We start from the raw sequence: 24,427 nt of genomic DNA on the forward strand, positions 1-24,427 counted from the left end.
CCAAGCGCGCCTGGAAACGAGGCGGCAATGGCGGAAATCGATTTCAACGCAATGCGCGGGTCGGGGGGGCATGATGTCCCGCCCTCTCCGAAAACGATGCTGAACTGGGCCGGCGGTCTCGTCTCGCTGACCCTGATGGCGGGGCTTGTGACCTGGGGCTACCAGGTCGTCATGCGCGATGTCAGCGGGGTGCCGGTGATCCGCGCCCTCGAAGGGCCGATGCGGATCGCGCCCGACGATCCGGGCGGGCGCCAGGCCGAACATCAGGGCCTTGCGGTCAACCGCGTCGCGGCCCTGGGCGAGGCCGGGCCTCCGGCCGACATGCTGCAACTGGCCCCGGCGCCGGTCGATCTGGCGGGCGACGACCGCCCGGTGATCGCGCCGCCCCCCGCCGAGGCGGCCGCCTATGGCGCAGCGGACGAGACCGCGCCGATCCTGGCTGCGGTCGGGGGGGCTGCGATGCCGGTGCCCGATGCCGATGGCGGCGCGCTCTTCGAGGGCGACGACCTGTCCGCCGCGGCCGACCCCGAAGCTCTGGCCGGGGACGATGTCGAGGGCGCCACCGAGGCCGCGCTGCCGCTGCCCGCGGGGGCGCTGCGCCAGTCGCCGCGCCCGAGAATCCGCCCGCAGGAGGACTTCGCCGCCCGTGCCGCCATTGCCGCCGCCCGGGCCGCGATGACCGCACCGGTCGCGACCGAGGTCGCCGCCGACAGCGTCGCCGTCGGGACCGCCCTGGTCCAGCTGGGCGCCTTTGACAGCGGCGACGAGGCGCGCGCGGTCTGGGACAGCCTTGCGAGCCAGCGCCGGTTCGCGGGCTTCTTCACCGACAAGACCCGGGTGATCCAGACCGTCGACCGCGGCGGCAAGACCTTCTTCCGGCTGCGCGCCTCGGGCTTTGCCGACATGGCGGCCGCCCGGCGGTTCTGCGCGGCGGTCTCGGCCGAGGGGGCGGATTGCATCCCGGTGGTGGCCCGGTGAGCAACGGCGTCGGGGCCTTCATCGCCGGATGTTCCGGACCCGTCCTGACGCCGACCGAACGGGCGTTCTTTGCCCGGACCCGGCCCTTCGGGTTCATCCTCTTTGCCCGCAATATCGAAGAGCCCGAGCAGGTCCGCAGCCTGACCCGCGACCTGCGGCAGGCGGTGGGCCGCAAGGCGCCGATCCTGATCGACCAGGAAGGCGGCCGGGTGCAGCGCCTGCGCCCGCCCCATTGGCGCCCCTGGGCGCCCGCGCTTGATCAGATCACTGTCGCGGGTCCGGCCCATGCGGCGCGGTCGATGTATCTGCGCGCGCGGTTGATCGCCTTCGAGCTGTCGATGCTGGGCATCGACGTCGACTGCGCCCCGGTCGCCGACATCGCCCGGCCCGAAACCCATGAGATCCTGAAGAACCGCTGTTACGGGACCGAGCCCAAAGCGGTGATCGCCTGCGCCAAGGCGACGGCAGAGGGGCTGCTGGAAGGCGGCGTGCTGCCCGTGATCAAGCATATCCCCGGCCATGGCCGCGCCACCGCCGACAGCCATCTGCACCTGCCGCGGGTGAAGGCCAACTGGACCGCGCTGGAAGTGACCGATTTCGCCGTCTTCCAGGCGCTCGCGGGGATGCCGATGGCAATGACCGCCCATGTGGTCTATGACGCCATCGACCCCGATCTGCCCGCCACGATCTCGCCCAAGGCCATCGCGATGATCCGGCGCGGCATCGGCTTCGGCGGCTTCCTGATGTCGGACGACGTGTCGATGAAGGCGCTGAGTGGCACCATCGCCGAACGGTCCCGCGCTTCGATCCAGGCGGGCTGCGATGCGGTTCTGCACTGCAATGGCGACATGGCCGAGATGGAAGAGGTGGCCGAAGCCAGCGGCACGCTGACGGGCGCCGCCGCCGACCGCGCAGCCCGCGCGCTGGCCCGCCGCCGCCCGCCCCAGCCGATCGACGTGACGGCCGTCGCGAGCGAGCTTTACGGACTTCTGGAGAAGGCCGCCCATGGCTGAGGGCCATGATCGCGAAACCGCCGACACGCCCGACGCCATCGCCGCGCGGCAGGCCGCCGAGGCGCTGATCGTCGATGTCGACGGCTTCGAGGGGCCGCTCGACATGCTGCTGATGCTGGCCCGGACGCAGAAGGTGGATCTGCGAAAGATTTCCGTCCTGCATCTGGCCGAACAGTATCTGGCCTTTGTCGAGACCGCCAAGAGCCTGAGGATCGAACTCGCCGCCGATTATCTGGTGATGGCGGCCTGGCTGGCCTTCCTGAAATCCCGGCTGCTGCTGCCGCCCGACCCGACCGAGGACGGCCCCTCGGCCGAGGATCTGGCCGCCCACCTGGCCTTCCAGCTGGAACGGCTCGAGGCGATGCGGGGCGTCGCCGCCCGGCTGATGGCGCGCGACCGGAAGGGGCGCGACTTCTTCGGGCGCGGCATTCCCGAAGGGGTGGAACGGGTGCGGCGGGTGCAATACACTGCGACGCTGCTGGATCTGATGCAGGCCTATGCCCGGATCCGCACCAAGGACGACTTCCGGCCCTATGTGATGGACCGGGACGCGATCTACACCATGGAAGAGGCGCTGGAACGGATGCGGGGGCTGATCGGCTATGCGGGCGACTGGGTGGACCTTGTCACCTGGCTGCCGGAAGGCTGGCACGCCGATCCCGCCCGCCGCCGGTCGGCCACCGCCGCGCATTTCGCGGCCTCGCTCGAACTGGTCAAGCAGGGCCAGCTGGAACTGCGCCAGTCGGGCACCTTCGAGCCGATCCAGATCCGCCGGAAACCGCACTGATGTCCCAGCCAGACGGCCCGGAAGACGACGAAGAGGGCAGCCTCTTCGAGGCGCCGCCGCTGGGCGAGCAGGAACGCATGGTCGAGGCGATCCTGTTTGCCTCGGCCGAGCCGGTGCGGGTTGCCGACATGAATGCCCGCATGCCGCATGGCTGCGACGCCGCCCGGGCGCTCGAGGCGCTGCGCCGCCGCTATGAGGGGCGGGGGGTGCATCTGGTGCGGGTGGGCGAGTCCTGGGCCTTTCGCACCGCGCCGGATCTGGGCTTCCTGATGCAGAAGGAAACCGTCGAGCTGCGCAAGCTGTCGCGCGCGGCCATCGAGACGCTGGCGATCATCGCCTATCATCAGCCCGTCACCCGCGCCGAGATCGAAGAGATCCGGGGCGTCTCGGTCAGCCGGGGCACGGTCGATCAGCTGCTGGAGCTGGAATGGATCCGCTTCGGCCGCCGCCGGATGTCGCCCGGCCGCCCGGTGACCTATGTGGTGACCGAAACCTTCCTCGACCATTTCGGGCTGGAAAGTGCGCGCGACCTGCCGGGGCTGCGCGATCTGCGCGCCGCGGGCCTTCTGGACAGCCGCCCGATGCCCGGCACCGACGAAGACGACACCGACGACGCGCAGGGCGACATGTTCGAGGACGAAAGCTGAGCCGCAGGTCGGCGCCCGGCGCCGGGCCGGGCCCGGTCCCCGGGCCTGCTTGCGCCAGAGACGTGCCGCGCCGGCTGCCCTAGCGGTCCCGATCCCGATCCCGGTCCAGAGCGCGGCGGAAATGGGTCAGCACATGTACGCGCAGCGCCGAGGCCAGCCCTACGTCGAGCCCCCGGCTTTCGTCGATCTCGGCGGCCAGCGCATTGACCGCGATCCCGCGTTCGGCCGCGATCTCGCGCAGCGCGCGCCAGAATTCATCCTCCAGCGACACCGAGGTCCGGTGCCCCTTCAGCGTCAGCGACCGCTTGACCGGCCGCCCGCTCATGCCTCGTCGTCCGGGGTCCGCTTGTGGCCGTCAAGGGCGGCGCGGGCGCGGGCGGCATCAACCTCTTCCCGCGCCTTCTGCCCCTTGGTCCGGCCGAACCGGGCGGCGTTCTCGTCGGCCTCTGCCTTCTTCGCCGCCCGCTCGCGGGCCTTGCGCGCCTGACGCAGGTTGACGACGCCGCCCGTCATCGGGTCAGTCCTTCGGACCGATCATGTCTTCGGGCCGGACGATCCGGTCGAAGGTCTCGCCATCGACAAAGCCCAGAGCGATGGCCTCTTCGCGCAGCGTCGTGCCGTTCTTGTGCGCGGTCTTGGCGACCTTGGTGGCGTTGTCATAGCCGATGGTCGGTGCCAGCGCCGTCACCAGCATCAGGCTTTCCTTCATCAGCTTCTCGATCCGCGCGGTGTTGGCCTTGGTGCCCACCACCATGTTGTCGGTGAAGGACCCCGCCGCGTCGCCCAGCAACTGCATCGACTGCAACACGTTGTAGGACATCATCGGGTTGTAGACGTTCAGCTCGAAATGGCCCTGGCTGCCGGCAAAGCCCACCGCCGCGTCATTGCCCATGACATGGGCGCAGACCATGGTCAGCGCCTCGGCCTGGGTCGGGTTGACCTTGCCGGGCATGATCGAGGACCCGGGCTCGTTTTCCGGCAGGATCAGCTCGCCCAGACCCGAACGGGGGCCAGAGCCCAGAAGCCGCATGTCGTTGGCGATCTTGAACAGCGACGCCGCCACCGTCTTCAGCGCGCCCGAGAACATCACCATGGCGTCATGCGCCGCCAGCGCCTCGAACTTGTTCCCGGCGGTGACGAAGGGCAGGCCGGTGATCTCGGCGATCTCGGCCGCGACCCGGGTGTCCCAGCCCTTCTTGGTGTTCAGCCCGGTGCCGACGGCGGTGCCGCCCTGGGCGAGCTCGTAGATGTCGGGCAGGCAGGCCTTGATCCGGGCGATGCCCTTTTCGACCTGGCGGGCATAGCCCGAGAATTCCTGGCCCAGCGTCAGCGGCGTCGCGTCCTGGGTATGGGTGCGGCCGATCTTGATGATCGAGGCGAATTCGTCCGACTTGGCGGTCAGCGCCTCATGCAGCTTTTCCAGCCCTGGCAGCAGCACGTCGCGGGCCATCATGCCGATGGCCACATGCATCGCGGTCGGGAAGGTGTCGTTAGAGGACTGCCCCATGTTGCAGTGATCGTTCGGGTGCACCGGGTCTTTCGAGCCCTTGACGCCGCCCAGCATCTCGATCGCGCGGTTCGAGATCACCTCGTTGGCGTTCATGTTCGACTGGGTGCCCGACCCGGTCTGCCAGACGACCAGCGGGAAGTTGTCGTCGAACTTGCCCTCGATCACCTCCTGCGCGGCGGCGACGATGGCCTCGCCCAGCTGGGGGTCCAGCCCGCCCTGGGCCATGTTGACCCGTGCGCAGGCCTTCTTGATGACGCCGAGCGCGCGGATGATCGCGACCGGCTGGCGTTCCCAGCCGATCGGGAAATTCTGGATCGAACGCTGGGTCTGGGCGCCCCAGTACTTGTCGGCGGGCACGTCGAGGGGGCCGAAGCTGTCGGTCTCGGTGCGGGTTTCGGTCATCGCAATCCTCCGGTCGAGTTCGGTCCAGCTAATAGGCCGGGCCGGGCTCCGGAGCAATGCCCCCGACCTGCCGCGATCGGCCGGGCGGGCCTATTTGCGGAACTTGTCGAGGCTGACCACCTGCGCCTCGCCCGGACCGGCGCTGCCGCCATTGGCGTCGGGGCCCGGCTGTTCGGGGCCGTCGTCGTCCTCGTCCTCCTCCTCGTCGCTGTCCTGCGTCTCGAACCTCAGCCCGAACTCGACCGAGGGGTCGACGAAGGTGCGGATCGCATCGAAGGGGATATACAGCGGCTCGGGGCTGTCGCCGAAATTCAGGGTGACCGAGAATCCGTCCTCGTCGACCGAGAGATGGTCGTACCAGTGTTGCAGCACGACGGTAATCTCGGTGGGGTAGCGCTGGCGCAGCCAGTCCGCCATCTGCGCCTCGGGATGGGTCGTGTCGAAGGTGATGAAGAAATGGTGGTCTCCGGGCAGTCCGTCGGCAGCGACATCCGACAGCACCGTGCGGATCAGACCCCGCATGGCGGCATGCATCAGATTGCCATACTCGATCCGGTCGGACATCGCGGTGATACCTCTGGGTTGTGTTGCGCCCAGCATAGGGGATTCGACGGGCAGGGGAAGGGGGCGGATGCAATTGCCCCCGAGCCCGCGCCCCCGAAAGCCGCGGCGCGGGCGCGGGGCTGTCGGGCCGCGGGACGTGCGGGGAAGACCGTCCGGGCGCGGGCCGGGCAGCGGCCGGGCGGGGCGGGCCCCAGACCCAGCCCCAGACCAGCCCCAGACCAGCCTCAGACCAGCCGCTGGCCGGTCATGCCCAGTTCCAGCGCATCCTTCGGCAAAAGCCCGAGCTGGAGGAAAAGCCCGAGGAAATCCAAAGAGTTGTAGGCCTCGGCCACCTTGTCTCCCTCAAAGCGCAGCATGACCTGGCCGATCAGCCTGATCGGCTGCCCGTCACCCGGGCGCCGGGCCTCGAGCTCGATCAGCGCGGACAGCCAGTCGCCCGATTCGATCACCTTGGCCAGGCGGAAGGACGGCTCGTCGACCAGATGCATCATCGCCTGGGCGAAGACGCTGAGATCGCCCGGGGTCACGGCGAGGCCCGGGAGCAGGCCCTGTTCCTGAAGATCGGGGGTGAAGAGCGTGTCGACGGCGTCGAGGTCGCCTTCGAGATAGACCCTGCGATACCACTGTTCCAGACGTGCAGCCCGGTCCATGTCGCCTCCTTCTGATGGCTCTTCGGGCCGGTCGGGGGGGGGCAACAGCCCGGCCTCGTGCCCCGATTTCTGCGCCTGAAACCTTATCATGCCGTTAAAAGCGGCAGGCGGCGCGGGCAAGGGTTTGAAAAGGAGCGGTTTCGCGGCGCGGGTCGGGCTCAGCGGGCGCGCCGTCGCCGCCAGACCTGCACCAGCGACAGCGCCAGCAGCCCGACCGTCGCAAGAACGAATCCCGCCGCGATGGGGCGGTCGAGAAACACCATCGGATCGCCCCGCCCGATCAGCAGGGCGCGGCGCAGGTTGGTCTCGATCAGCGGACCCAGCACGAAGCCCAGCAACAAAAGCGCCGGGCTGAAGCGCGCCAGCGCCAGCAGATAGCCCGCAAGCCCGATGGCCGCGACCGCCAGGATGTCGAACGAGAGGCCCCGCACCGAATAGACCCCGAGGCAGAGAAAGATCAGGATCGCGGGGTAAAGCCAGCGGAACGGGATGCGCAGCATCGCCACCCAGATGCCGATCAGCGGCAGGTTCAGCACCAGCAGCAACAGGTTGCCGATACCGAAGCTCGCGACCAGCCCCCAGAACATCTCGGGCCGGGCCTCCAGCATCAGGGGTCCCGGCTGAACGCCGTGAATGACCAGCGCGCCCAGCATCAGCGCCATGATCGGATCGCCCGGTATCCCCAGGGTCAGCGTCGGCACGAAGGCCGAGATCGCGGCGGCGTTATTGGCCGACTCGGGCGCCGAGACGCCCTCGATGGCGCCTTCGCCAAAACGTTCCGGGGTGCGCGATACCCGGCGTTCCAGCGCATAGGCCAGAAAGGACGACAGCGTCGAGCCGGTCCCGGGCAGGGCGCCGAAGAAGCTGCCAAGCGCGCTGCCCCGCAGCATCGGCCCCGGCAGCCGTTTCAGGTCGTCGCGGCGGGGCAGAAGCTGGCGGCCGCCGATCCTTTCGGTCACGCCCTGACGGTCGGGATCGCGCACATTCGCGATCACCTCGGCCACGCCGAAAAGACCCATCGCCAGCGCCACCAGATTGATGCCGTCCAGAAGCTCGGTCCGGCCGAATGTGAACCTCTGCACCCCCGAATTGACATCGGTGCCGACACAGCCCAGCAGCAGGCCCAGTACCACCATGGCAAAGCCCTTGGCCGGGCTGGACGACCCGATGGTCGAGGCGGCGACCAGCCCGAGGATCATCATCGCGGCGTAATCGGCGGCCCCGAAGGCGGTCGCCGCGTGCGACAGCCACCCCGCAAGCGTCACCAGCACCGCGATGCCGATCATGGACCCCGCAAAGGACGAGGCCATGGCCGTGAACAGCGCGACCCCCGCCCGGCCCTGCCGGGCCAGCGGATAGCCGTCAAGCGAGGTCACCGCCGATTGCGGCGTGCCCGGAAGCCGCATCAGGATCGAGGCGACCGACCCGCCATATTGCGCGCCGTAATAGACCCCCGCCAGCATGATCAGCGCCGCTTCGGGGGTGATGTAATAGGTGATCGGCAGCAGCAGCGAAATCGCCGCCATCGCGCCGATGCCGGGCAGCACGCCGACGAAGGTGCCCAGCACCACGCCCAGCACGCAATAGATCAGCACCGCAGGCTGCAGCGCGAACCCGATGCCGTAAAGCAGCCCCTCCCAGGTCGTCATGGCAGGCGCGGCCAGAGGGGCAGGCTCATCCGAAGCCCGAGCCCGAAAACCACCACCGTCAGCAGCGCGATGGCCGCCGCCAGCGCCAGCCGCCAGCCCCAGCCCGGACGCGGCGCCGGAAGCGAGGCGACCAGCACCGCCGCCGCCGTCGCGGCCACAAGGCCGATCCGGAAAAGCCCGAGCCCGAACACGAGGATCGCGGCCAGCACCGCAAGGGCCGCCAGCGGCTCGATGCCGGGCGCGTCCGACCGGCGGCGCAGCGCGGGCAGGGCCACGACGAGGCCAAGCACGGTCAGAAGCCCGCCCAGAATGGCGGGAAAGAAGCCGGGGCCCATCCGGCGCAGGGTGCCGATGTCATACTGCGCTAGCGCCCAGCCCGCCGCCGCCGCACCAATCGCGGCGAGGGCGAGCCCGCCCAGGATATCGGGCCAGTCTCTGTGCATCGGGTCCCGTTGCATCGGCGCGGGTGCCTCAGGGCTTGGCCGCGACCCGGTCGATCACCGCGCCCCACATGGCGGTGTCGGCCGCGATCCGGTCGGCCAGTTCCCCGGGCGTGCCGGGCGCGGCCTGCCAGCCGATGGCCAGCAGCTTCTGTTGCACCTCGGGATCGGCAAGGATCGCGCCAATCTCGGTGTTCAGCCGCGCGATGATGGCCGGGTCGGTCCCGGCGGGGGCGATGAAGGCGTTCCAGAGCTCGGCCCGGAAATCTGCGGGCAGCCCGGCCCGACCGGCCAGCACCGGCACGTCGGGGGCCTGCGGGAAGGGTTCGGCCGAGGTGATGCCCAGCATCCGCATCCGCCCCGCCTCGACCTGCGGCAGCGCGGCCGAGGGCGCCATGAAGCCCGCATCGATCTCGCCCCCGACGATCGAGGTGGTGACCTCGGCATAGCTGGTGAAGGGGATGTGAAGCAGGCTGACGCCCGCGGCATCGGCGAACAGCTCGGCCGTCAGATGCGCGCCCGACCCCTGGCCGACCGACCCGTAGCTGAGAAACTCGGGCTCGGTCCCGGCCGCCGCGATGAAGCTTTCCAGATCAGTGAAGTCGGAACTTGCCGAAACCGCCAGCACCAGCGGCGAGGTCGCGATCAGCGTGACCGGGGCGATGTCGGTGGCCACGTCATAGCCCGTCGATTTCATCAGCCGGGCGGCGGTGGTCAGCGGGCCGTTGATGGTGGTGGCAAAGCTGAGACCGTCGCCCGCATTGGCCAGCATCTGCTGGACGCCGATCACCCCGCCCGCGCCGGGCTTGTTCTCGACCACGACGGGCTGGCCCAGCCGCTGGGCCAGGGGCTCGGTCACGATCCGGGTCAGCGTGTCGGGCGAAGACCCGGCGGGGAAGCCCACATAGACATGCAGCGGCGCGGTGGGCCAGGCGTCCTCGGCGGTGGCAGCGGTGGGAAGGGCGGTCAGAGCCACGGCGCAGGCAAGCGCGGAACGGCGCGTCATCCGAAGGGTCACGGGGTCTCTCCTTTAAGGTCGGCGCCAAAGGACACGATCCGGCGGCGCATTTCAACCGCGTTCCTACCGCGTTCCTTGGGGGCGAAGCGAGGGTCGCAACCGGACGACTGACGCGGCGGCAGGACCCGCGCCCGACCGGGGGCCGGGGCCGTTTGTCCGGGGCGGGGCGGGCAGGGCGGAACGGATCGTCCTGTGGCCCCGGGGCGGGCGGAATGGTCTTGGCCCGGGCCACGGTGCGTCGGGAGGCGGTTCTTATTCGGCCTTTCGGGGCCGCTTTCTCGCGCGCCCGGGGCTCTGTGGGGTTGCGTCCGCTGCGGCTTTGGGGCACCCGACAGCCCGGACAGCGACAGCGGAACGGGACGGCATGACCGGGGCGACGATCAGCTTTGAAGGCGTGGGCAAATCCTATGCCGGCGGTGGGAAGGGGCAGGTCACGGCCCTGAGCGATGTCACGCTGAGCGTGGCGCCGGGCGAGATCTGCGGCATCATCGGCCGCTCGGGCGCCGGCAAGTCGACGCTTCTGCGCATGGTCAACGGGCTCGAACGCCCCAGCACGGGCACCGTCACCGTGGGCGGGCGCGATGTCGGCCGGGCGCGCGGCGCGGCCCTGCGGGCGATCCGCCGCGATGTCGGCATGATCTTCCAGCATTTCAACCTGCTGTCCTCGCGCACGGTGCATGGCAACATCGCCCTGCCGCTGGAAATCGCGGGCTTGCCCTCGGCCGAGATCGGCCCCAGGGTGCGCGACCTGATCGCCCGGGTCGGGCTCGAGGCGCAGGCCGAGCGTTATCCGGCCGAGCTGTCGGGCGGGCAGAAACAGCGGGTTGGCATCGCCCGGGCGCTGGCCACAAGGCCCAAGGTGCTGCTGTCGGACGAGGCGACCTCGGCGCTCGACCCCGAAACCACGCGGACGGTGCTGGAGCTTCTGCGCGACATCAACCGCGATCTGGGGCTGACCATCCTGCTGATCACCCATGAGATGGCCGTCGTCCGCGACATCGCCAGCCATATGGCGGTGATCGACCAGGGCCGGATCGTCGAGGCGGGCGCGACCTATGACATCTTCGTCACGCCCCGGCATCCGACGACGCGGTCCTTCCTGTCGGGCGTGACCGGGATCACCCTGCCGGGCTTCATCGCGGGCCGCATGACCGAGGCCCGGCCCCATGGCCCGGCCGAAGAGATCGTCCGCATCACCTTTGCCGGGGCGCACGCGACCGATCCGATGCTGGCGCGAATGACGGCCGAGCGGGGCATCGCCGTCAACATCCTGGCCGGTGCCATCGAAGAGATCGGCCCCCGGCCCTTCGGCAACCTGCTGGTCGCCATCGACGCGGCGCGTGGCCCCGAGGCCCGCGACTATCTCAACCGCCACGGGCTTTCGACGGAGGTGCTGGGCTATGTCGGCTAACCTGATCGGGCTGTTGATCGAGGCGACGCTGCAGACGCTTTACATGGTGTCGGTGTCGGCGGTGCTGGGCACGGTCTTCGGGCTGCCGCTGGGCGTGTTCCTGGCCACCTCGCAACGCGGCGAGTTGTTGTCGGCGCCGCTCGTCAACAAGGCGCTGGGGCTTGTCGTCAATGCCGCGCGCTCGGTGCCCTTCATCATTCTGGTGGTGGCCATCATCCCCTTCACCCGGGCGCTGGTCGGCACCTCGATCGGCACCGATGCCGCCATCGTGCCCTTGACCATCGCGGCGACGCCCTTCATCGCCCGGCTGGTCGAGAACGCGATCCGCGAGGTCGATGCGGGCCTGATCGAGGCCGCCCGCGCGATGGGGGCGACGCCCCTGCAGATCATCCGCAAGGTGCTTTTGCGCGAGGCGCTGCCCGGCATCGCGCTTGGGCTCACGCTCGCCGTGGTCAGCCTGATCGGCTATTCGGCCATGGTCGGCGCGGTCGGCGGCGAGGGGCTGGGCGATCTCGGCATCCGCTACGGCTATCAGCGCTTCATGCCCGACGTGATGCTGGCCGTCGTCGTGATCCTGATCGTGCTGGTGCAGATCGTGCAATCGGCCGGCGAATGGATCGCCGCCCGTGTCGACCGCCGCGCGCCGCGCAACCGCGGCCACTGAATGTTCGCAGACAAGAAAGGAACCGTCCGATGCTGCGTCTGATCCCTCTCGTTTCCGCCCTCGCCCTGTCGGCCGCCGCCGCGATGGCCGACGACATCCGTGTCGGCGTCTCGCCCGGCGAACATGCCGAGATCATGGAAGAGGTGGCCAAGGTCGCCGCCGGTGCCGGGCTGAATATCGACGTGGTCGAGTTCTCCGACTATGTCGTGCCGAACCAGGCTCTGGCTGATGGCGATCTCGACGCCAACAGCTTCCAGCACCGCCCCTATCTGGAAAACCAGATCAAGGATCGCGGCTTCGATCTGGTCGAGATCGCGACCACCATCACCACACCGATGGGGGTCTATTCCGACAAGATCGAGGATCTGGCCGCGCTGCCCGAAAAGGCCAAGGTCGCGATCCCGAACGATCCGACCAATGGCGGCCGCGCGCTTCTGCTGCTGCAGGATCTGGGGCTGATCACCCTGGCCGAAGGGACCGGGCTGGTGCCCAGCCCGCTTGACGTTCAGGACAACCCCAAGGGGTTGAAATTCCTCGAACTGGACGCCGCCCAGCTGCCCCGCGCGCTGGCCGATGCCGATATCGCGGTCATCAACACCAACTACGCCATTGCCGCGGGGCTCAGCCCCAAGGACGATTCCATCGCGATGGAAAAGGCCGAAAGCCCCTACGTGAACATCATCGTGGCGCGCAACGGCGATCAGGACCAGCCCTGGGTCAAGACCCTGGTCGAGGCCTATCACAGCCCCGAGGTGAAGGCCTTCATCGACGAGAAATATCACGGCGCGGTGCTGACCAGCTGGTGATCGGCCCCGGCAGGACTGCCGCGCGGGCGTCTTGAGGCAAGCCAAAGACGGAATGGCGGCCCTGCCGGATCGCGGGGCAGCCGTTCCTGTCTTCGGTCACAGCGCTGTCGGGCGGATCGGCTTTGGCGCGCGGAAGAGGCCGGTGGGCTCTGGCGGCGGACCGCGTCGCTCATGCCGGGATTTCGGCGCTCTCTTGGATGTCCTCCGACGCGAGACTGACGAGGGCCGTTCAGGACGTCGCCGCTGGCCCGAGGCGAGGTCCGCGCCGTTTCGCGGGCGCAGGGCCTGCGAACGGTTCTCCCGAAGCGCGGCGGGATGCGATTGCGGCCGACGCTTGCCGGGCCGGGCGCTCCGACCGGCGCGGAGGACGTCACCGTCCCGATCCAGGCCGACAGGGCGCGGCGCGACAAAAAGGCCGCCCGTGCGGGGGGGGCGGCCTTCGATCCTGTCGGATCTTCCGGGCAACCGGATCGTCCCGGTCAGGGTCGGGCGGTTGCCGGACCCGGTCGGGATGATCTCTGGAGGATCAAGACCCCACCCGCCCGTTTGTCGGGTCGGTGCGGGGTCTTGTGGCCTCCCCCCCGGAGCTCGTGGTTCGTCTCAGGCCTTGGGTGCGCCCTCGCCGGGCTTGCCGGGGGCAGTCCCCTGCGGGCGGGCCTGCGGTTGCGCGGCTTGTCCGGCCGGGGCGGATTGCACCCGCTTGCCGGTGTTCAGCGGATCGTCCTGGCGCTGCACCGAGCCTTCGAAATGCGCGCCGCTCTCGATCGCGATGGTCTTGTGGATGATGTCGCCCTCGACCCGGGCGGTCGAGGTCAGGCGAACCTTCAGCCCGCGCACGCGCCCGATCACCCGGCCGTTGATCACGACGTCATCGGCGACGACCTCGCCGCGCACGGTGGCGTTCTCGCCGACGGTCAGCAGATGGGCCGAGATGTCGCCGTCGATGGTGCCCTCGATCTGAATATCGCCGGTGGTCTTGAGATTGCCGGTAACGACGAGGTCGGAGGACAGCATCGAGGCGGGCGGCTTGGCGCGGGGCGGCGTGGGGAGAGGGCTGTCGCCGGGGCGGGGAGCGGCGGGCGTCTCGAATGCCTTCGCCTTCTCGGCCTCGCCGGCCTTGGGCCCGGGCTCGTTGATCCTGCTCTTAGAAAACATTTCTGGCTGCCTTGATATAGGTCATCGGGTTCACGGGTTTCCCGTCGACGCGCACCTCATAGTGAAGATGGGTGCCGGTCGACCGTCCGGAACTTCCCATATCACCGATCCGGTCCCCGCGCGAGACCCTTTGGCCGGCCTCGACGCGGATCTTCGACATGTGACCGTAGCGGGTGACGATCCCGAATTCGTGCCGGATCTCGACCATGCGGCCATAGCCCGACACCCATTGCGCCTTGACTACCACCCCGTCGGCGGTGGCGTAGATCGGCGTGCCATAGGCCGAGGCCATGTCGGTGCCTTCATGCATCCGCTGCCCGCCCAGCGTCGGATGCTCGCGCACGCCGAAAGGGCTGGTCAGCCGGTAGCCCGCCTTGACGGGCTGGGCAAAGGGCAGCTTCTCGGCCGCGATCCGGTACATGTTGATTTCGTCGAGACGGCCCATGATCGCGCGGGCGCGGATCTCGTCGGGGGTCAGGTCGGCCGCGGCGCCCTTGGTCGAGACCGACAGCGGCGTCAGCGGGCCGCCGACGCCGGAATAGCCCTGGCGCACGCGGTTGATGATGGACTTGGTGTTCAGCCCCGCCGCCTTGAACATCTTGTCGAGCGGCGCCATCGAGACCGTCAGCGCCTCCTCGAGCGAGGTGAAGATCTGGTCGTTGCGTTCGGCGTCAAGCTCGCGCTCGTAGGAAATGGTGCGGACCATGTCATAGGCCGAGGCCGCGTCGGCGGCGATCCGGTCGCGTTCCTCGGCGGTCTGGTCGAGCGCGCCGGTCAGGAAGGCGAGGGTCTGCTGGACATCGGCCGGGCGCGGCCCTTCGGCGGGCGCCGTCTCGCCCGCCAGCTGCGCGGCCAGCTCCTGGCTGTGGCCTTGGGCGGCGTCGCGTTCCGCCAGCGTGCGGCGCAGCGTCTTCTGGATCACGGCCATCCCGGTTTCCAGCTCGCGGCGGCGCTCTTCCGAGGCCAGCAGCGCGGATTGCATCTTCGAGACCTCGTCGAGCGCGAGGTTGAACCGGTCCTGCGCCTCGCGCACATCCTGGGCGCGGCGGTCGCGCTCGGCGGCGATGGCATTCAGGCGGCTGTCGTAAAGCGCCTGTTCGCGGCGGGCCTGATCGCGCAGATTGCCCGAACCGACCTGGTCGATCAGCAGGATCGAGCTAGCTACCATGGTCCAGGCGACAAGCGCCGTCGTGCCCGAGAGGGCCGCCGCCTGGGTCAAAGGCGACAACCGGACGAAACGCGTGCTGTCGTCGGACCGGAGGAATAGTCGTTTTTCGGGAAGGTAGCGCCCGAGCGCCACATCGATGCGGTGAAGGAATCGCGCCGTCAATGTCTGCCTCATCTGCCCGTTTCAGGTCCGGTTCAGACGCTCCGCAGCCGGGACGCCTTTGTCCCGTGACTACTCAGAGCCCTGTCCCATCGCAAGGTTCTTAAGCCCTTTTCAGGCATTTGGGTGAAACTTAGGCGGAAGGCGGCGAAATTCTGCCGATTTACACGCGGGAGTTGCATTAACCTCACAGGTTCGATCCGGATAATCCGGACCTGTCGCGACCGGGCCACAGGGTCTGACACGGTCGAGCCGAAAGGCCGAGAGGCACGGGGCGCGGTCCGCCCCGCCCGTGTTCGCAAGGGCCCGTGTTCGCAAGGGGCAGGGGGCGTCGGGCAGGGGGCGTCGGCGTCACCGGGCGGGGCCTCCGACGCTCCGAGGACCCGGTCACAACGCGCGGACCGCCTCCAGCACCTCTTCGGCATGGCCCGGCACTTTCACCTTGCGCCAGATCCGGGCGATGCGGCCCTCGCCGTCGATCAGGAAGGTCGCGCGCTCGATGCCCATGTAGGTCTTGCCGTACATCGACTTTTCGACCCAGACGCCGTAACGCTCGCAGACATCCCCGGCCTCGTCCGACAGAAGCGGCACGCTGAGCTCGTGCTTGCAGCGGAACTTGCCATGCTTGACGACGCTGTCCTTCGAGATGCCGAAGACGCGCGCGCCCGCCGCCTCGAAATCGGCCAGCAGGCCGGAAAAGGCGATGGCTTCCTTCGTGCATCCCGACGTGTCATCCTTGGGATAGAAATACAGCACCACGGGCGCCGGACGCTGCGCCGACAGGGTCACGGGGTCGCCCGCATCCTGAGGCAGGGTGAAATCGGGGGCGGTCTGGCCGGTCTCGGTCATGGTCAACTCTTTCCTCGGGGCCCGGATAGGACGGGCGGGACGGGTTGGCAGATGGGCGCCATCGGTGTAGCGCGACGGTGTAGCGCGACGGGGCAAAGAATAGCCGCCGCGGGCAGGCGGGCAAGACGGGAGCGGGCGGGCCGCGCTGCGGCGGGGCGCCCGGAGGCATGAGCGACACAGACACCCCCTCGGATCCTTCCGGGCTGCATCCGCATCAGCGCTTCGGGCTCTGGGTGCTGATCGGCCTTGGCATGCTGGCGGGCGCGCTGGGGCTGCTGGCGCTGGTGCTGAGCGAACGCACGGTGACGCTGCCCGACTGGGCGACCGCGCGGATCGAGGCGCAGGTCAATGCCGGTCTGTCGCCGCTGGTGCTGCGGCTCGACCGGGTGGGCGTGAGCCTCTCGCGCAACGAGTCCCCGCAGGTGCATCTGGGCGGCGTGACGCTGACCGATGCCGCCGGGCGCCAGGTGCTGCGCCTGCCCCGGGCCGATGCGCGGCTCGACGGGCGCGCGCTGCTGCAGCGGCGGCTCGAGGTCTCAAATCTGGCGCTGACGGGCGCCGATCTCACCCTGCGCCGCGGCGCCGACGGGGTCATAGACCTTGCGCTTGGCGGCACCGGGGCGCCGTTCAGCCTTGGCGGCAGCGTGGCCGAGGTGCTTGACGAGATCGACCGCGCCTTCGACACGCCCGCGCTCGCGCCGTTGCGCGCGGTCAGCGTCGAGGGGCTGGCGCTGACCTATGTCGATGCCCGGGCGGGCCGCACCTGGCGGGTCGAGAACGGGCTGATGACGCTGGATCAGACCGCCGAGACGGTCGCGGTGCAGGCCTTCTTCTCGCTGCGGGGCTCGGCCCCTGTCGCCTCGGAATTCGCCTTCGGCTTCACCTCGTCGAAGGGCAGCCCGGCGGCGCGGTTCTCGGCCAGCTTCTCGGACGTGCCCTCGGCCGACATCGCCACCCAGTCGCCCGCGCTGGCCCCGCTCAGGCTGATCGAGGCACCGATCTCGGGGGCGATCCGCAGCCAGATCGACGCCGCCGGGAAGATCGGCGATCTGAGCGCCTCGCTGGAAATCGGGCAGGGCGCGCTGACCCCGCCGGGCGGCGCGGTACCGATCCGGTTCGATTCGGCGCAAAGCTATTTCACCTACAACACGCAAAGTGGCCGGATCGAGCTTGGGCGGCTGTCGCTCGACACCTCGGCCCTGCGGCTTTCGGGCGAAGGCCATGCCGATCTGGTTGCGCCCGAGGGCGGCTGGCCCGAGGCGGTGGTGGCGCAGGTCCGCTTCAGCGAGGTCGGGCTCGACCCCGATGGCGTGTTCGAGCGTCCGGCGGCGTTTACGGGCGGCGCGCTCGACATCAAGTTTCAGCTCGATCCGTTCGAGGCGCGGATCGGGCAGCTGGTGTTGATGGATGGCGATGCCGCCTATCGCGCCTCGGGGCGCGTGCGGGCGCTGCCCGAGGGCTGGGACGTGGCGATGAGCGCCGATCTCGACCGGGTCGACTACCGGCGCCTGCTGGCGCTCTGGCCGGTGACGGTGGCGAAGGGCGCGCGGCACTGGCTGGACCGCGCGCTGTCGGCGGGCGAGCTTTACGACGCCCATCTGGGTCTGCGGCGGCCGCCCGACGGAACGGTGCGGGCGGCGCTCGGGGCGCGCATCCGCGGCGCCGAGGTCAAATTCCTGCCCGAGATGCCGCCGCTGCAGGGCGGGCGCGGCTATCTGGCGATCGACGACCGGACGCTGACCGTGTCTGTCGAGGGCGGCACGGTCGAGGCACCCGAAGGCGGGACGGTGGACGTTGCGGGCTCGACCCTGCAGGTGCCCGACGTCACCGAAGATCCGGCCCGCGCCGTGTTCCGGCTGAAAACCGACGGCACGATCCCGGCGGCTTTGGCGCTGACCGACTTGCCGCCGGTGCGGCTGGGCGCCCGCGTCACCCTGCCCGAGGACCCGGCCGAGGGGCGCGCGCGCCTGTCGGCGGAGCTGCGGCTGCCGCTGATCCGCGACCTTCCGCTGACCGAGATCGGCTATCGGGTCGAGGGGGTTCTGAGCGACGTGGTCTCGGACACGCTGGTCCCGGGCCGACGTCTGGAGGCCGCGGCGCTCGAGTTTCGGGCCGATGAGGACGCGGTGTCGATCGCGGGCGAGGCGGCGCTTGACGGCGTGCCGCTGCGCGCGGCCTGGACCCGGCCGACCGGCGCCGGGGCCGCGTCGCAGGTCACCGGTTCGGTCGAGCTTTCGCAACGCGCCAACGCGGCCTTCGGCCTTGGCCTGCCCGATGACAGCCTGAGCGGCGCCGCGCGCGGGGCCTTCGCGCTGACGCTTGCCCCGGATGCGCCGCCCGCGCTGACTCTGACCTCGGATCTGGCGGGGCTGGGGCTGCGGCTCGACGCGCTTCGTTGGTCGAAGGCGCCGGACCGGACCGGGCGGCTGGAGCTTGCGGCGGTGCTTGGCGAGACGCCCTCTGTCGAGAGCCTGAGCTTCGAGGCGCCGGGTCTCTCTGCGGAGGGCGACATTACGCTCAAGCCCGGCGGCGGGCTCGACGTGGCGCGGTTCTCGCGGGTGCGGCTGGGCGGCTGGCTCGACGCTTCGGTAACGCTGACCGGCCAGGGCGCGGGCAAGGCCCCGGCGGTGGCGATCACCGGGGGCACCGCCGATCTGGCCGGGGCGCCGATCGGCGGCGGCGCGGGGGTGGGCTCGGGCGCGATCGCGGTGGCGCTCGACCGGGTGCGGGTCGGCGACGGGATCGAACTGACCCGGGTGCGCGGCCAGGTGAACGGCGCCTCGGGCCAGGTGACCGGCCTGGTGGCAGGGGCGGCGCCCATCGAGGCCACGCTGGTTCCGGCGCGCGCGGGCATGGCGGTGCGGGTACGGGCCTCGGATGCGGGCGCGGTGCTTGGCGCGGCCGGGATCTACCGGCGCGCCAGCGGCGGCACGCTCGATCTGGTGCTGAACCCGGCCGGCAAGCCCGGCCATTACGATGGCACCGCCCATATCGAGAATCTCCGGGTCGGCGGCACGCCGGTGACGGTCGAACTGCTCAGCGCGATTTCGGTGGTGGGGCTGCTGGAACTGCTCGACGGCGACGGGCTCGCTTTCACCAATGTCGAGGCGCAGTTCCGTCTGGTGCCGGGCGCGGTCGAGATCCGCGAGGGCAGCGCCGTCGGGCCGTCGCTGGGGGTCTCGCTGCAGGGGGTCTACCTGACCGGCTCGAAGCGGATGGATTTCCGGGGCGTGCTGTCGCCGGTCTACATGTTCAACGGCATCGGGTCGGTCCTGACCCGGAAGGGCGAGGGGCTTCTGGGGTTCAACTTCTCGCTCAAGGGCAATCCCGCCGATCCCGAGGTCGGGGTGAACCCGCTGTCGATCCTGACGCCCGGCATGTTCCGCGAGCTCTTCCGTCGCCCGGCGCCGACCCTTAAAGAGACGCCATGAAACTTTCCGATTTCGATTTCGACCTGCCCGAGGCGCTGATCGCCACGCGCCCGGCCCGGCCCCGCTCGTCGGCCCGGCTGCTGGTGGCCGAGGGCGACACGATCCGCGACCTGCAGGTGCGCGACCTCGTCGATCTGCTGGGGCCGGGCGACCGGCTGATCCTGAACGACACGCGGGTGATCCCGGCGCGGCTGTCGGGTCAGCGGCTGCGCCAGACGGGGCAGGGACCGGCCGAGGCCCGGGTCGAGGTCACGCTGATGGAACCGGCGGCGGGCGGGCAGTGGCGGGCGATGGCGCGGCCGCTGAAAAAGCTGCAACCCGGCGATCGCATCCGGTTCTCCGACGCGCTCTCGGCCGAGGTCGCGGCGCGCGGGCCCGAGGACGTGACGCTGGCCTTCGACTGTGCGGGGGCCGCCTTCGACGCGGCGCTGGCCGAGGCCGGCGCGATGCCGCTGCCGCCCTATATCGCTGCCCGCCGCCCGGCCGATGCGCAGGACCGCGAGGATTACCAGACGGTCTGGGCCGCGCGGCCCGGCGCGGTCGCGGCGCCCACGGCATCCCTGCATTTCGACGAGCCGCTGCTGGCAGCGCTGGCCGCCAGGGGCGTGGCCTTCAGCCATGTGACGCTGCATGTGGGGGCGGGGACCTTCCTGCCGGTCAAGGTCGACGACGTGTCCGACCACCGGATGCATGCCGAATGGGGCGAGGTGTCCGAGACCGCCGCGGCCGAGATCAACGCCACCCGTGCGGCGGGCGGGCGGATCATTCCGGTCGGCACCACGGCGCTGCGGCTGATCGAGACCGCCGCCGACGAGACCGGCCGGATCGCGCCCTGGCGGGGCGAGACCGACATCTTCATCCGCCCGGGATACCGGTTCCGGATGACCGATGCGCTGATCACCAATTTCCACCTGCCGCGCTCGACGCTCCTGATGCTGGTTTCCGCGCTGATGGGGGTCGGATGTATCCGGAATATTTACCTTCATGCGGTTGAACATGGGTATCGTTTCTTCTCCTATGGCGACGCGTCGCTTCTGATTCCGCCGGGTCGGGACCGGCTGGACAGCGGTCGCCCGGGGCATCCCCCCTCCGCCCCGACCGCGTAAGACCGCAAGACTGCAAGATCTCGAAAGGACGTTTCCGTGTTGAAGGTGTTGGCCAGCTCCTGGGCCCTGCTGCTGGGCATTCTTTTGCTTATGGTGGGCAACGGCATCCAGGGTACGCTGCTGGGGATCCGCGGCGGGATCGAGGGCTTCTCGACCTACGAGATGTCCATCGTCATGTCGGCCTATTTCGTGGGCTTCCTCGGGGGCTCGCGGCTGGCGCCGGAAATGATCCGCCGGGTCGGGCATATCCGTGTCTTCGCGGCGCTCGGCTCGTTCATATCGGCCGTCCTGATCCTCTACCCGGCCTGGACCGATCCCGTCGCCTGGACCATCGGGCGCGTCCTGATCGGATTCTGTTTCTCGGGCGTCTATGTCACCGCCGAAAGCTGGCTGAACAACTCCGCCTCGAACGAGACGCGGGGGCAGGCGCTGTCGCTTTACATGATCACCCAGATGGCGGGCATCGTCGCGGCGCAGGGGCTGTTGCTGACCGCCGATCCGGGCGGGTTCATCCTGTTCATCATCCCCTCGGTGCTGGTGTCGATCTCGTTTGCGCCGATCCTGCTGTCGGTCAGCCCGACGCCGCCCTTCGAAACCGCGAAACCCATGAAGCTGCGCGACCTGATCCGCACCTCGCCCACGGGGACGGTCGGGGTGTTCCTGATGGGGGGCGTGTTCTCGGCGCTGTTCGGGATGGCCTCGGTCTTCGGGTCCGAGGCCGGGCTGTCGGTGGCCGAGATCTCGGCCTTCGTCGCCGCGATCTATCTGGGCGGGCTGCTCTTTCAATACCCGATCGGCTGGCTCTCGGACCGGATCGACCGGCGCACCCTGATCCTTGCGGCCGCCGCCACCGGCGCCGCCGCCGCGGGTGCCGCGATGCTGGTCGGCGGCAGCTACAGCGCCCTGCTGGCCGCGGCCTTCGTGATCGGCGGCATGTCGAACCCGCTCTATTCGCTGCTGATCGCCTATACCAACGACTACCTTCAACCCGAGGACATGGCCGCGGCCTCGGGGGGCATGCTGTTTCTCAACGGCGTCGGAGCGATCGTCGGGCCGCTGGTGACCGGCTGGGCGATGGGCACCATGGGGCCTTTGGGCTTCTTTCTCTTCATCGCGGTGCTGATGGCCTCGCTGGCGGTCTTCACCGCCTTCCGGATGACCCAGCGCGCCCCGGTGCCCGTGGACGAGACCGGCAGCTACGCGCCGGTCCTGCCCTCGGCCACGCCTGTCGCGGTCGAAGTGGCCCAGGAAGTCGCCATCGAGGCCGCCCAGGAAGACCAGGGACCGACGCCGCCCGGCGGCCCGACGCAATCGCCGGGCTGACCGGTTCGACGGCTTGAACCGCCCGGCCAAATCTGAAACGATCCGGGCCAGCACGAACAGGCACCCTACGCGCGAGGAGGATCAGATGCCGCGACGCGAACAGATCATCAGGTTCTGGATGGAAGAGGTCGGCCCCGAGGGCTGGTACAAGGCCGACCCCGAGGTCGATGCCGCCATCACCGAGCGTTTCAAGAGCGACTGGGAAGCGGCCCATTCCGGCGAGTTCCACGACTGGTCCACCAACCCCGTGGGCGCCTTCGCCTTCCTGATCCTGACCGATCAGTTCCCGCGCAACATGTTCCGCGGCGACTGGCGATCCTTCGCGACCGACGTGCTGGCGCGCGCCGCCGCCAAGCAGGCGATCGAGCATAATTTCGACATGCGCTACCCCGAGCCCGAGCGGCAGTTCTTCTACATGCCGCTGATGCATTCGGAATGCCTGATGGATCAGGACCGCTGCGTGCGCCTGATGCTGACCCGCATGCCCGAGACCGGCGCCGACAACCTGCTTCATGCCAAGGCCCATCGCGAGCTGATCCGCCGCTTCGGCCGCTTCCCGTTCCGCAATGCCGCGCTGCATCGCGGCTCGTCCGAGGAAGAGGTTGCCTTCCTCGAACGGGGCGGCTACGGCGCCTGTCTGGATGAGATGCGCGCCTCGGCCTGAGGCGGATCCACACAGAAAACGACGCTGCCGGCCCGCTTGCGGGTCCGGCGGCGATACGCGTCGGCTTGGGAAGGCCGCATGCGGGCAAGAGAAAACGGGAACCGGAACAGGGGGGCGCCATGGCCGCGCAGAATTTCGACATGATCGTCATCGGCGCGGGGCCGGGCGGGTATGTGGCCGCGATCCGCGGCGCCCAGCTGGGGCTCAGCGTCGCCGTCGTCGAACGCGAGCATCTGGGGGGCATCTGTCTCAACTGGGGGTGCATCCCCACCAAGGCGCTGTTGCGCTCGGCCGAGGTGTTCCACCTGATGCACCGCGCCAAGGAGTTTGGGCTAAAGGCCGAGGGCATCGGCTATGACCTGCCCGCCGTGATCAAGCGCTCGCGCGGGGTGGCCAAACAGCTGGCCTCGGGCGTCGGGCATCTGCTGAAGCAGAACAAGATCACCGTGGTGATGGGCGAGGCCACGTTGCCCGCCAGGGGGCGCGTTTCGGTCAAGACCGACAAGGGCACCGAAGAGCTGACCGCGAAGGCCATCGTTCTGGCCACCGGCGCCCGGGCGCGGAACCTGCCGGGGCTCGAGGCCGACGGCAAGCGGGTCTGGTCCTACAAGCACGCGCTGCAGCCGCCGCACGAGCCGAAGAAGCTGCTGGTCATCGGCTCGGGCGCCATCGGGATCGAGTTCGCCAGCTTCTTCAACACGCTCGGCGCCGAGACCACTGTGGTCGAGGTGATGGACCGAATCCTTCCGATCGAGGATGCCGAGATCTCGGCTTTCGCGAAGAAACAGTTCGAAAAGCAGGGCATGACCATCCGCGAGAAGGCAACGGTCAAACAGCTGGATCGCGGCGCCGACGCGGTCGTCGCCCATGTCGAACAGAACGGCAAGACCGAGAAGATCGAGGTCGATACCGTGATCTCCGCCGTCGGCATCGTCGGCAATGTCGAGGGGCTGGGGCTGGAGGATCTGGGCGTCAAGATCGACCGCACCCATGTCGTCACCGACGAGTATTGCCGGACCGGGGTCGAGGGGCTTTACGCCATCGGCGACGTGGCGGGCGCGCCCTGGCTCGCCCACAAGGCCAGCCATGAAGGCGTCATGGTGGCCGAGCTGATCGCGGGGCAAAAGCCCCATCCGATCAAGCCGGGCTCCATCGCGGGCTGTACCTATTGCCATCCGCAGGTCGCGAGCGTCGGGCTGACCGAGGCGAAGGCCAAGGAGAAGGGCCATGAGGTCAAGGTCGGCCGTTTCCCCTTCATCGGCAATGGCAAGGCGATTGCCCTTGGCGAGGCCGAGGGCATGGTCAAGACCGTCTTCGATGCGAAGACCGGCGAGCTTCTGGGCGCCCACATGATCGGCGCCGAGGTCACGGAACTGATCCAGGGCTATGTGATCGGCCGTCAGCTGGAGACCACCGAAGCCGACCTGATGGAAACCGTCTTCCCGCACCCGACGCTGAGCGAGATGATGCACGAATCCGTTCTGGACGCGTGGGATCGCGCGATCCACTTCTGAGCCTCGGACCGATCGGGTATCCCGAAGACGAACGAAAGGCCCGGGCGATATGTCCGGGCCTTGTTGCGCGTCGGGACGAGTCCGCCCTTCGGGACGGGCGGTTACTTCTCGACCGGCAGCTTTGCGTTCAGCCACTCGCGGAAGGCGCCCATGCAATAGACGTCGTCAAAGCCCATCTTTTTCATCATCCGGGCCGCCTCGATGGCCTTGTTGCCGGTCTCGCAATAGATCGCGAAGCTCTTGCTGGGATCCAGGGCGGGGTCGTGATGTGGGCTTGCGGCATTGGCCTTGTGACGGATCATGATCAGCGGGATGTGGATCGCACCCTTGGCCTTGCCGAAGCGGGCGACCTCGTGGGCCTCGCGCACGTCGATCAGGGTCAGTTCGCCCTTTTCGGCGTGGACGCTGGCATCCTTGGGGCGAATCTCTTCGATATATGGGTAGACTCGCGCGATGAGGTCGAACCACTTGAACATTGTGCGCTCCTGTCCTGGATTGGTCGCCCGAAATATATGATTC

General features: G+C 69.1%; 24 protein-coding genes. 12 read left to right on the forward strand and 12 right to left on the reverse strand.

The features are described from left to right. Positions 1 to 27 precede the first annotated feature (27 nt). From C8N38_RS01635 to scpB, 4 genes are read left to right on the forward strand one after another with little or no spacing between them, the layout of a single operon-like run. Positions 28 to 978, forward strand: a complete 951-nt coding sequence (locus C8N38_RS01635; RefSeq protein WP_108023257.1) for an SPOR domain-containing protein — start codon at positions 28 to 30, stop codon at positions 976 to 978. Then, a complete protein-coding gene (nagZ, locus tag C8N38_RS01640) occupies positions 975 to 1,991 on the forward strand; it encodes a beta-N-acetylhexosaminidase (protein WP_245895475.1) in 1,017 nt (338 codons plus the stop codon). Before C8N38_RS01635 ends, nagZ begins: the two co-directional genes overlap by 4 nt. Next, on the forward strand, positions 1,984 to 2,778 hold the full coding sequence (locus C8N38_RS01645) for a segregation and condensation protein A (RefSeq protein WP_108023261.1): 795 nt from the start codon (positions 1,984 to 1,986) through the stop codon (positions 2,776 to 2,778). Before nagZ ends, C8N38_RS01645 begins: the two co-directional genes overlap by 8 nt. Next, positions 2,778 to 3,425: an SMC-Scp complex subunit ScpB gene (scpB, locus tag C8N38_RS01650; RefSeq protein ID WP_108023263.1), complete on the forward strand. Its 648-nt coding sequence runs from the start codon at positions 2,778 to 2,780 to the stop codon at positions 3,423 to 3,425. The genes C8N38_RS01645 and scpB overlap by 1 nt, the downstream gene beginning before the upstream one ends. Positions 3,426 to 3,504: 79 nt before the next feature. On the opposite strand, the gene C8N38_RS01655 is transcribed toward scpB, so the two are convergent. The 8 genes from C8N38_RS01655 to C8N38_RS01690 all read right to left on the reverse strand — a co-directional run bounded on the left by C8N38_RS01655 (position 3,505) and on the right by C8N38_RS01690 (position 9,658). After that, a complete protein-coding gene (locus C8N38_RS01655) occupies positions 3,505 to 3,750 on the reverse strand; it encodes a ribbon-helix-helix domain-containing protein (protein WP_108023265.1) in 246 nt (81 codons plus the stop codon). After that, positions 3,747 to 3,938: a DUF4169 family protein gene (locus C8N38_RS01660; RefSeq protein WP_108023267.1), complete on the reverse strand. Its 192-nt coding sequence runs from the start codon at positions 3,936 to 3,938 to the stop codon at positions 3,747 to 3,749. The genes C8N38_RS01655 and C8N38_RS01660 overlap by 4 nt, the downstream gene beginning before the upstream one ends. 4 nt (positions 3,939 to 3,942) lie before the next feature. Next, complete coding sequence (fumC, locus tag C8N38_RS01665) at positions 3,943 to 5,337, reverse strand: class II fumarate hydratase (RefSeq protein WP_108023269.1); 1,395 nt, start codon at positions 5,335 to 5,337, stop codon at positions 3,943 to 3,945. Between the two features lie 90 nt (positions 5,338 to 5,427). Next, the gene (locus C8N38_RS01670; RefSeq protein ID WP_108023271.1) at positions 5,428 to 5,901 is read right to left on the reverse strand and encodes an SspB family protein; all 474 of its coding nucleotides are present in this window, start codon (positions 5,899 to 5,901) and stop codon (positions 5,428 to 5,430) included. A 224-nt stretch (positions 5,902 to 6,125) separates the two neighbouring features. Further along, entirely contained in the window at positions 6,126 to 6,551 is a 426-nt protein-coding gene (locus C8N38_RS01675) for a nuclear transport factor 2 family protein (RefSeq protein WP_158272279.1), read from the reverse strand. Between the two features lie 158 nt (positions 6,552 to 6,709). Continuing rightward, positions 6,710 to 8,200 (reverse strand): tripartite tricarboxylate transporter permease, encoded by a 1,491-nt coding sequence (locus C8N38_RS01680; protein WP_108023275.1) that lies wholly within the window; start codon positions 8,198 to 8,200, stop codon positions 6,710 to 6,712. Further along, positions 8,197 to 8,643 (reverse strand): tripartite tricarboxylate transporter TctB family protein, encoded by a 447-nt coding sequence (locus tag C8N38_RS01685; RefSeq protein WP_158272280.1) that lies wholly within the window; start codon positions 8,641 to 8,643, stop codon positions 8,197 to 8,199. The genes C8N38_RS01680 and C8N38_RS01685 overlap by 4 nt, the downstream gene beginning before the upstream one ends. Before the next feature lie 28 nt (positions 8,644 to 8,671). Next, positions 8,672 to 9,658, reverse strand: coding sequence for a Bug family tripartite tricarboxylate transporter substrate binding protein (locus C8N38_RS01690; RefSeq protein WP_146176211.1), 987 nt, complete (start codon positions 9,656 to 9,658; stop codon positions 8,672 to 8,674). 364 nt (positions 9,659 to 10,022) lie between these two features. Between C8N38_RS01690 and C8N38_RS01695 the strand changes: the two genes are divergently transcribed. The 3 genes from C8N38_RS01695 to C8N38_RS01705 are packed head-to-tail and all read left to right on the forward strand — an operon-like array spanning position 10,023 to position 12,539. Next, positions 10,023 to 11,069: a methionine ABC transporter ATP-binding protein gene (locus C8N38_RS01695; protein ID WP_108023281.1), complete on the forward strand. Its 1,047-nt coding sequence runs from the start codon at positions 10,023 to 10,025 to the stop codon at positions 11,067 to 11,069. Then, positions 11,059 to 11,733 carry a methionine ABC transporter permease gene (locus C8N38_RS01700; protein ID WP_108023283.1) on the forward strand — a complete coding sequence of 225 codons (675 nt, stop codon included), beginning with the start codon at positions 11,059 to 11,061 and terminating at the stop codon, positions 11,731 to 11,733. The genes C8N38_RS01695 and C8N38_RS01700 overlap by 11 nt, the downstream gene beginning before the upstream one ends. Positions 11,734 to 11,762: 29 nt before the next feature. Beyond that, complete coding sequence (locus C8N38_RS01705; protein WP_108023285.1) at positions 11,763 to 12,539, forward strand: MetQ/NlpA family ABC transporter substrate-binding protein; 777 nt, start codon at positions 11,763 to 11,765, stop codon at positions 12,537 to 12,539. A 600-nt stretch (positions 12,540 to 13,139) separates the two neighbouring features. On the opposite strand, the gene C8N38_RS01710 is transcribed toward C8N38_RS01705, so the two are convergent. From C8N38_RS01710 to C8N38_RS01720, 3 genes are all read right to left on the reverse strand, one after another. After that, positions 13,140 to 13,694, reverse strand: coding sequence for a bactofilin family protein (locus C8N38_RS01710; protein WP_108023287.1), 555 nt, complete (start codon positions 13,692 to 13,694; stop codon positions 13,140 to 13,142). After that, positions 13,684 to 15,024, reverse strand: coding sequence for a M23 family metallopeptidase (locus tag C8N38_RS01715; protein ID WP_425440000.1), 1,341 nt, complete (start codon positions 15,022 to 15,024; stop codon positions 13,684 to 13,686). Before C8N38_RS01715 ends, C8N38_RS01710 begins: the two co-directional genes overlap by 11 nt. Before the next feature lie 384 nt (positions 15,025 to 15,408). After that, the gene (locus C8N38_RS01720) at positions 15,409 to 15,870 is read right to left on the reverse strand and encodes a peroxiredoxin (RefSeq protein ID WP_108023291.1); all 462 of its coding nucleotides are present in this window, start codon (positions 15,868 to 15,870) and stop codon (positions 15,409 to 15,411) included. 167 nt (positions 15,871 to 16,037) lie between these two features. Here C8N38_RS01720 and C8N38_RS01725 point away from each other — a divergent pair, with 167 nt between their 5' ends. From C8N38_RS01725 to lpdA, 5 genes are all read left to right on the forward strand, one after another. Beyond that, positions 16,038 to 19,301, forward strand: coding sequence for a YhdP family protein (locus C8N38_RS01725; protein ID WP_108023293.1), 3,264 nt, complete (start codon positions 16,038 to 16,040; stop codon positions 19,299 to 19,301). Further along, positions 19,298 to 20,407 (forward strand): tRNA preQ1(34) S-adenosylmethionine ribosyltransferase-isomerase QueA, encoded by a 1,110-nt coding sequence (queA, locus tag C8N38_RS01730; RefSeq protein WP_108023295.1) that lies wholly within the window; start codon positions 19,298 to 19,300, stop codon positions 20,405 to 20,407. Before C8N38_RS01725 ends, queA begins: the two co-directional genes overlap by 4 nt. A 36-nt stretch (positions 20,408 to 20,443) precedes the next feature. Then, on the forward strand, positions 20,444 to 21,730 hold the full coding sequence (locus C8N38_RS01735; RefSeq protein WP_108023297.1) for an MFS transporter: 1,287 nt from the start codon (positions 20,444 to 20,446) through the stop codon (positions 21,728 to 21,730). 85 nt (positions 21,731 to 21,815) lie between these two features. After that, positions 21,816 to 22,394, forward strand: a complete 579-nt coding sequence (locus tag C8N38_RS01740; protein WP_108023299.1) for a DUF924 family protein — start codon at positions 21,816 to 21,818, stop codon at positions 22,392 to 22,394. 119 nt (positions 22,395 to 22,513) lie between these two features. Continuing rightward, on the forward strand, positions 22,514 to 23,908 hold the full coding sequence (gene lpdA, locus C8N38_RS01745; RefSeq protein ID WP_108023301.1) for a dihydrolipoyl dehydrogenase: 1,395 nt from the start codon (positions 22,514 to 22,516) through the stop codon (positions 23,906 to 23,908). A 101-nt stretch (positions 23,909 to 24,009) separates the two neighbouring features. On the opposite strand, the gene C8N38_RS01750 is transcribed toward lpdA, so the two are convergent. Next, positions 24,010 to 24,384: a rhodanese-like domain-containing protein gene (locus C8N38_RS01750; RefSeq protein ID WP_108023303.1), complete on the reverse strand. Its 375-nt coding sequence runs from the start codon at positions 24,382 to 24,384 to the stop codon at positions 24,010 to 24,012. Positions 24,385 to 24,427: the final 43 nt, after the last annotated feature.

Origin of the sequence: Rhodovulum kholense (assembly GCF_003053725.1) — a bacterium.
Taxonomy (GTDB): Bacteria; Pseudomonadota; Alphaproteobacteria; order Rhodobacterales; family Rhodobacteraceae; genus Rhodovulum; species Rhodovulum kholense.

Bases quoted from the DNA above. Each gene is read 5' to 3' on its own strand.
- C8N38_RS01635 (WP_108023257.1), top strand. From the start codon at position 28: ATGGCGGAAATCGATTTCAACGCAATGCGCGGGTCGGGGGGGCATGAT.
- C8N38_RS01645 (WP_108023261.1), top strand. From the start codon at position 1,984: ATGGCTGAGGGCCATGATCGCGAAACCGCCGACACGCCCGACGCCATC.
- scpB (WP_108023263.1), top strand. From the start codon at position 2,778: ATGTCCCAGCCAGACGGCCCGGAAGACGACGAAGAGGGCAGCCTCTTC.
- C8N38_RS01655 (WP_108023265.1), bottom strand. From the start codon at position 3,750: ATGAGCGGGCGGCCGGTCAAGCGGTCGCTGACGCTGAAGGGGCACCGG.
- C8N38_RS01660 (WP_108023267.1), bottom strand. From the start codon at position 3,938: ATGACGGGCGGCGTCGTCAACCTGCGTCAGGCGCGCAAGGCCCGCGAG.
- fumC (WP_108023269.1), bottom strand. From the start codon at position 5,337: ATGACCGAAACCCGCACCGAGACCGACAGCTTCGGCCCCCTCGACGTG.
- C8N38_RS01670 (WP_108023271.1), bottom strand. From the start codon at position 5,901: ATGTCCGACCGGATCGAGTATGGCAATCTGATGCATGCCGCCATGCGG.
- C8N38_RS01675 (WP_158272279.1), bottom strand. From the start codon at position 6,551: ATGGACCGGGCTGCACGTCTGGAACAGTGGTATCGCAGGGTCTATCTC.
- C8N38_RS01680 (WP_108023275.1), bottom strand. From the start codon at position 8,200: ATGACGACCTGGGAGGGGCTGCTTTACGGCATCGGGTTCGCGCTGCAG.
- C8N38_RS01685 (WP_158272280.1), bottom strand. From the start codon at position 8,643: ATGCACAGAGACTGGCCCGATATCCTGGGCGGGCTCGCCCTCGCCGCG.
- C8N38_RS01695 (WP_108023281.1), top strand. From the start codon at position 10,023: ATGACCGGGGCGACGATCAGCTTTGAAGGCGTGGGCAAATCCTATGCC.
- C8N38_RS01700 (WP_108023283.1), top strand. From the start codon at position 11,059: ATGTCGGCTAACCTGATCGGGCTGTTGATCGAGGCGACGCTGCAGACG.
- C8N38_RS01705 (WP_108023285.1), top strand. From the start codon at position 11,763: ATGCTGCGTCTGATCCCTCTCGTTTCCGCCCTCGCCCTGTCGGCCGCC.
- C8N38_RS01710 (WP_108023287.1), bottom strand. From the start codon at position 13,694: ATGTTTTCTAAGAGCAGGATCAACGAGCCCGGGCCCAAGGCCGGCGAG.
- C8N38_RS01720 (WP_108023291.1), bottom strand. From the start codon at position 15,870: ATGACCGAGACCGGCCAGACCGCCCCCGATTTCACCCTGCCTCAGGAT.
- C8N38_RS01725 (WP_108023293.1), top strand. From the start codon at position 16,038: ATGAGCGACACAGACACCCCCTCGGATCCTTCCGGGCTGCATCCGCAT.
- queA (WP_108023295.1), top strand. From the start codon at position 19,298: ATGAAACTTTCCGATTTCGATTTCGACCTGCCCGAGGCGCTGATCGCC.
- C8N38_RS01740 (WP_108023299.1), top strand. From the start codon at position 21,816: ATGCCGCGACGCGAACAGATCATCAGGTTCTGGATGGAAGAGGTCGGC.
- lpdA (WP_108023301.1), top strand. From the start codon at position 22,514: ATGGCCGCGCAGAATTTCGACATGATCGTCATCGGCGCGGGGCCGGGC.
- C8N38_RS01750 (WP_108023303.1), bottom strand. From the start codon at position 24,384: ATGTTCAAGTGGTTCGACCTCATCGCGCGAGTCTACCCATATATCGAA.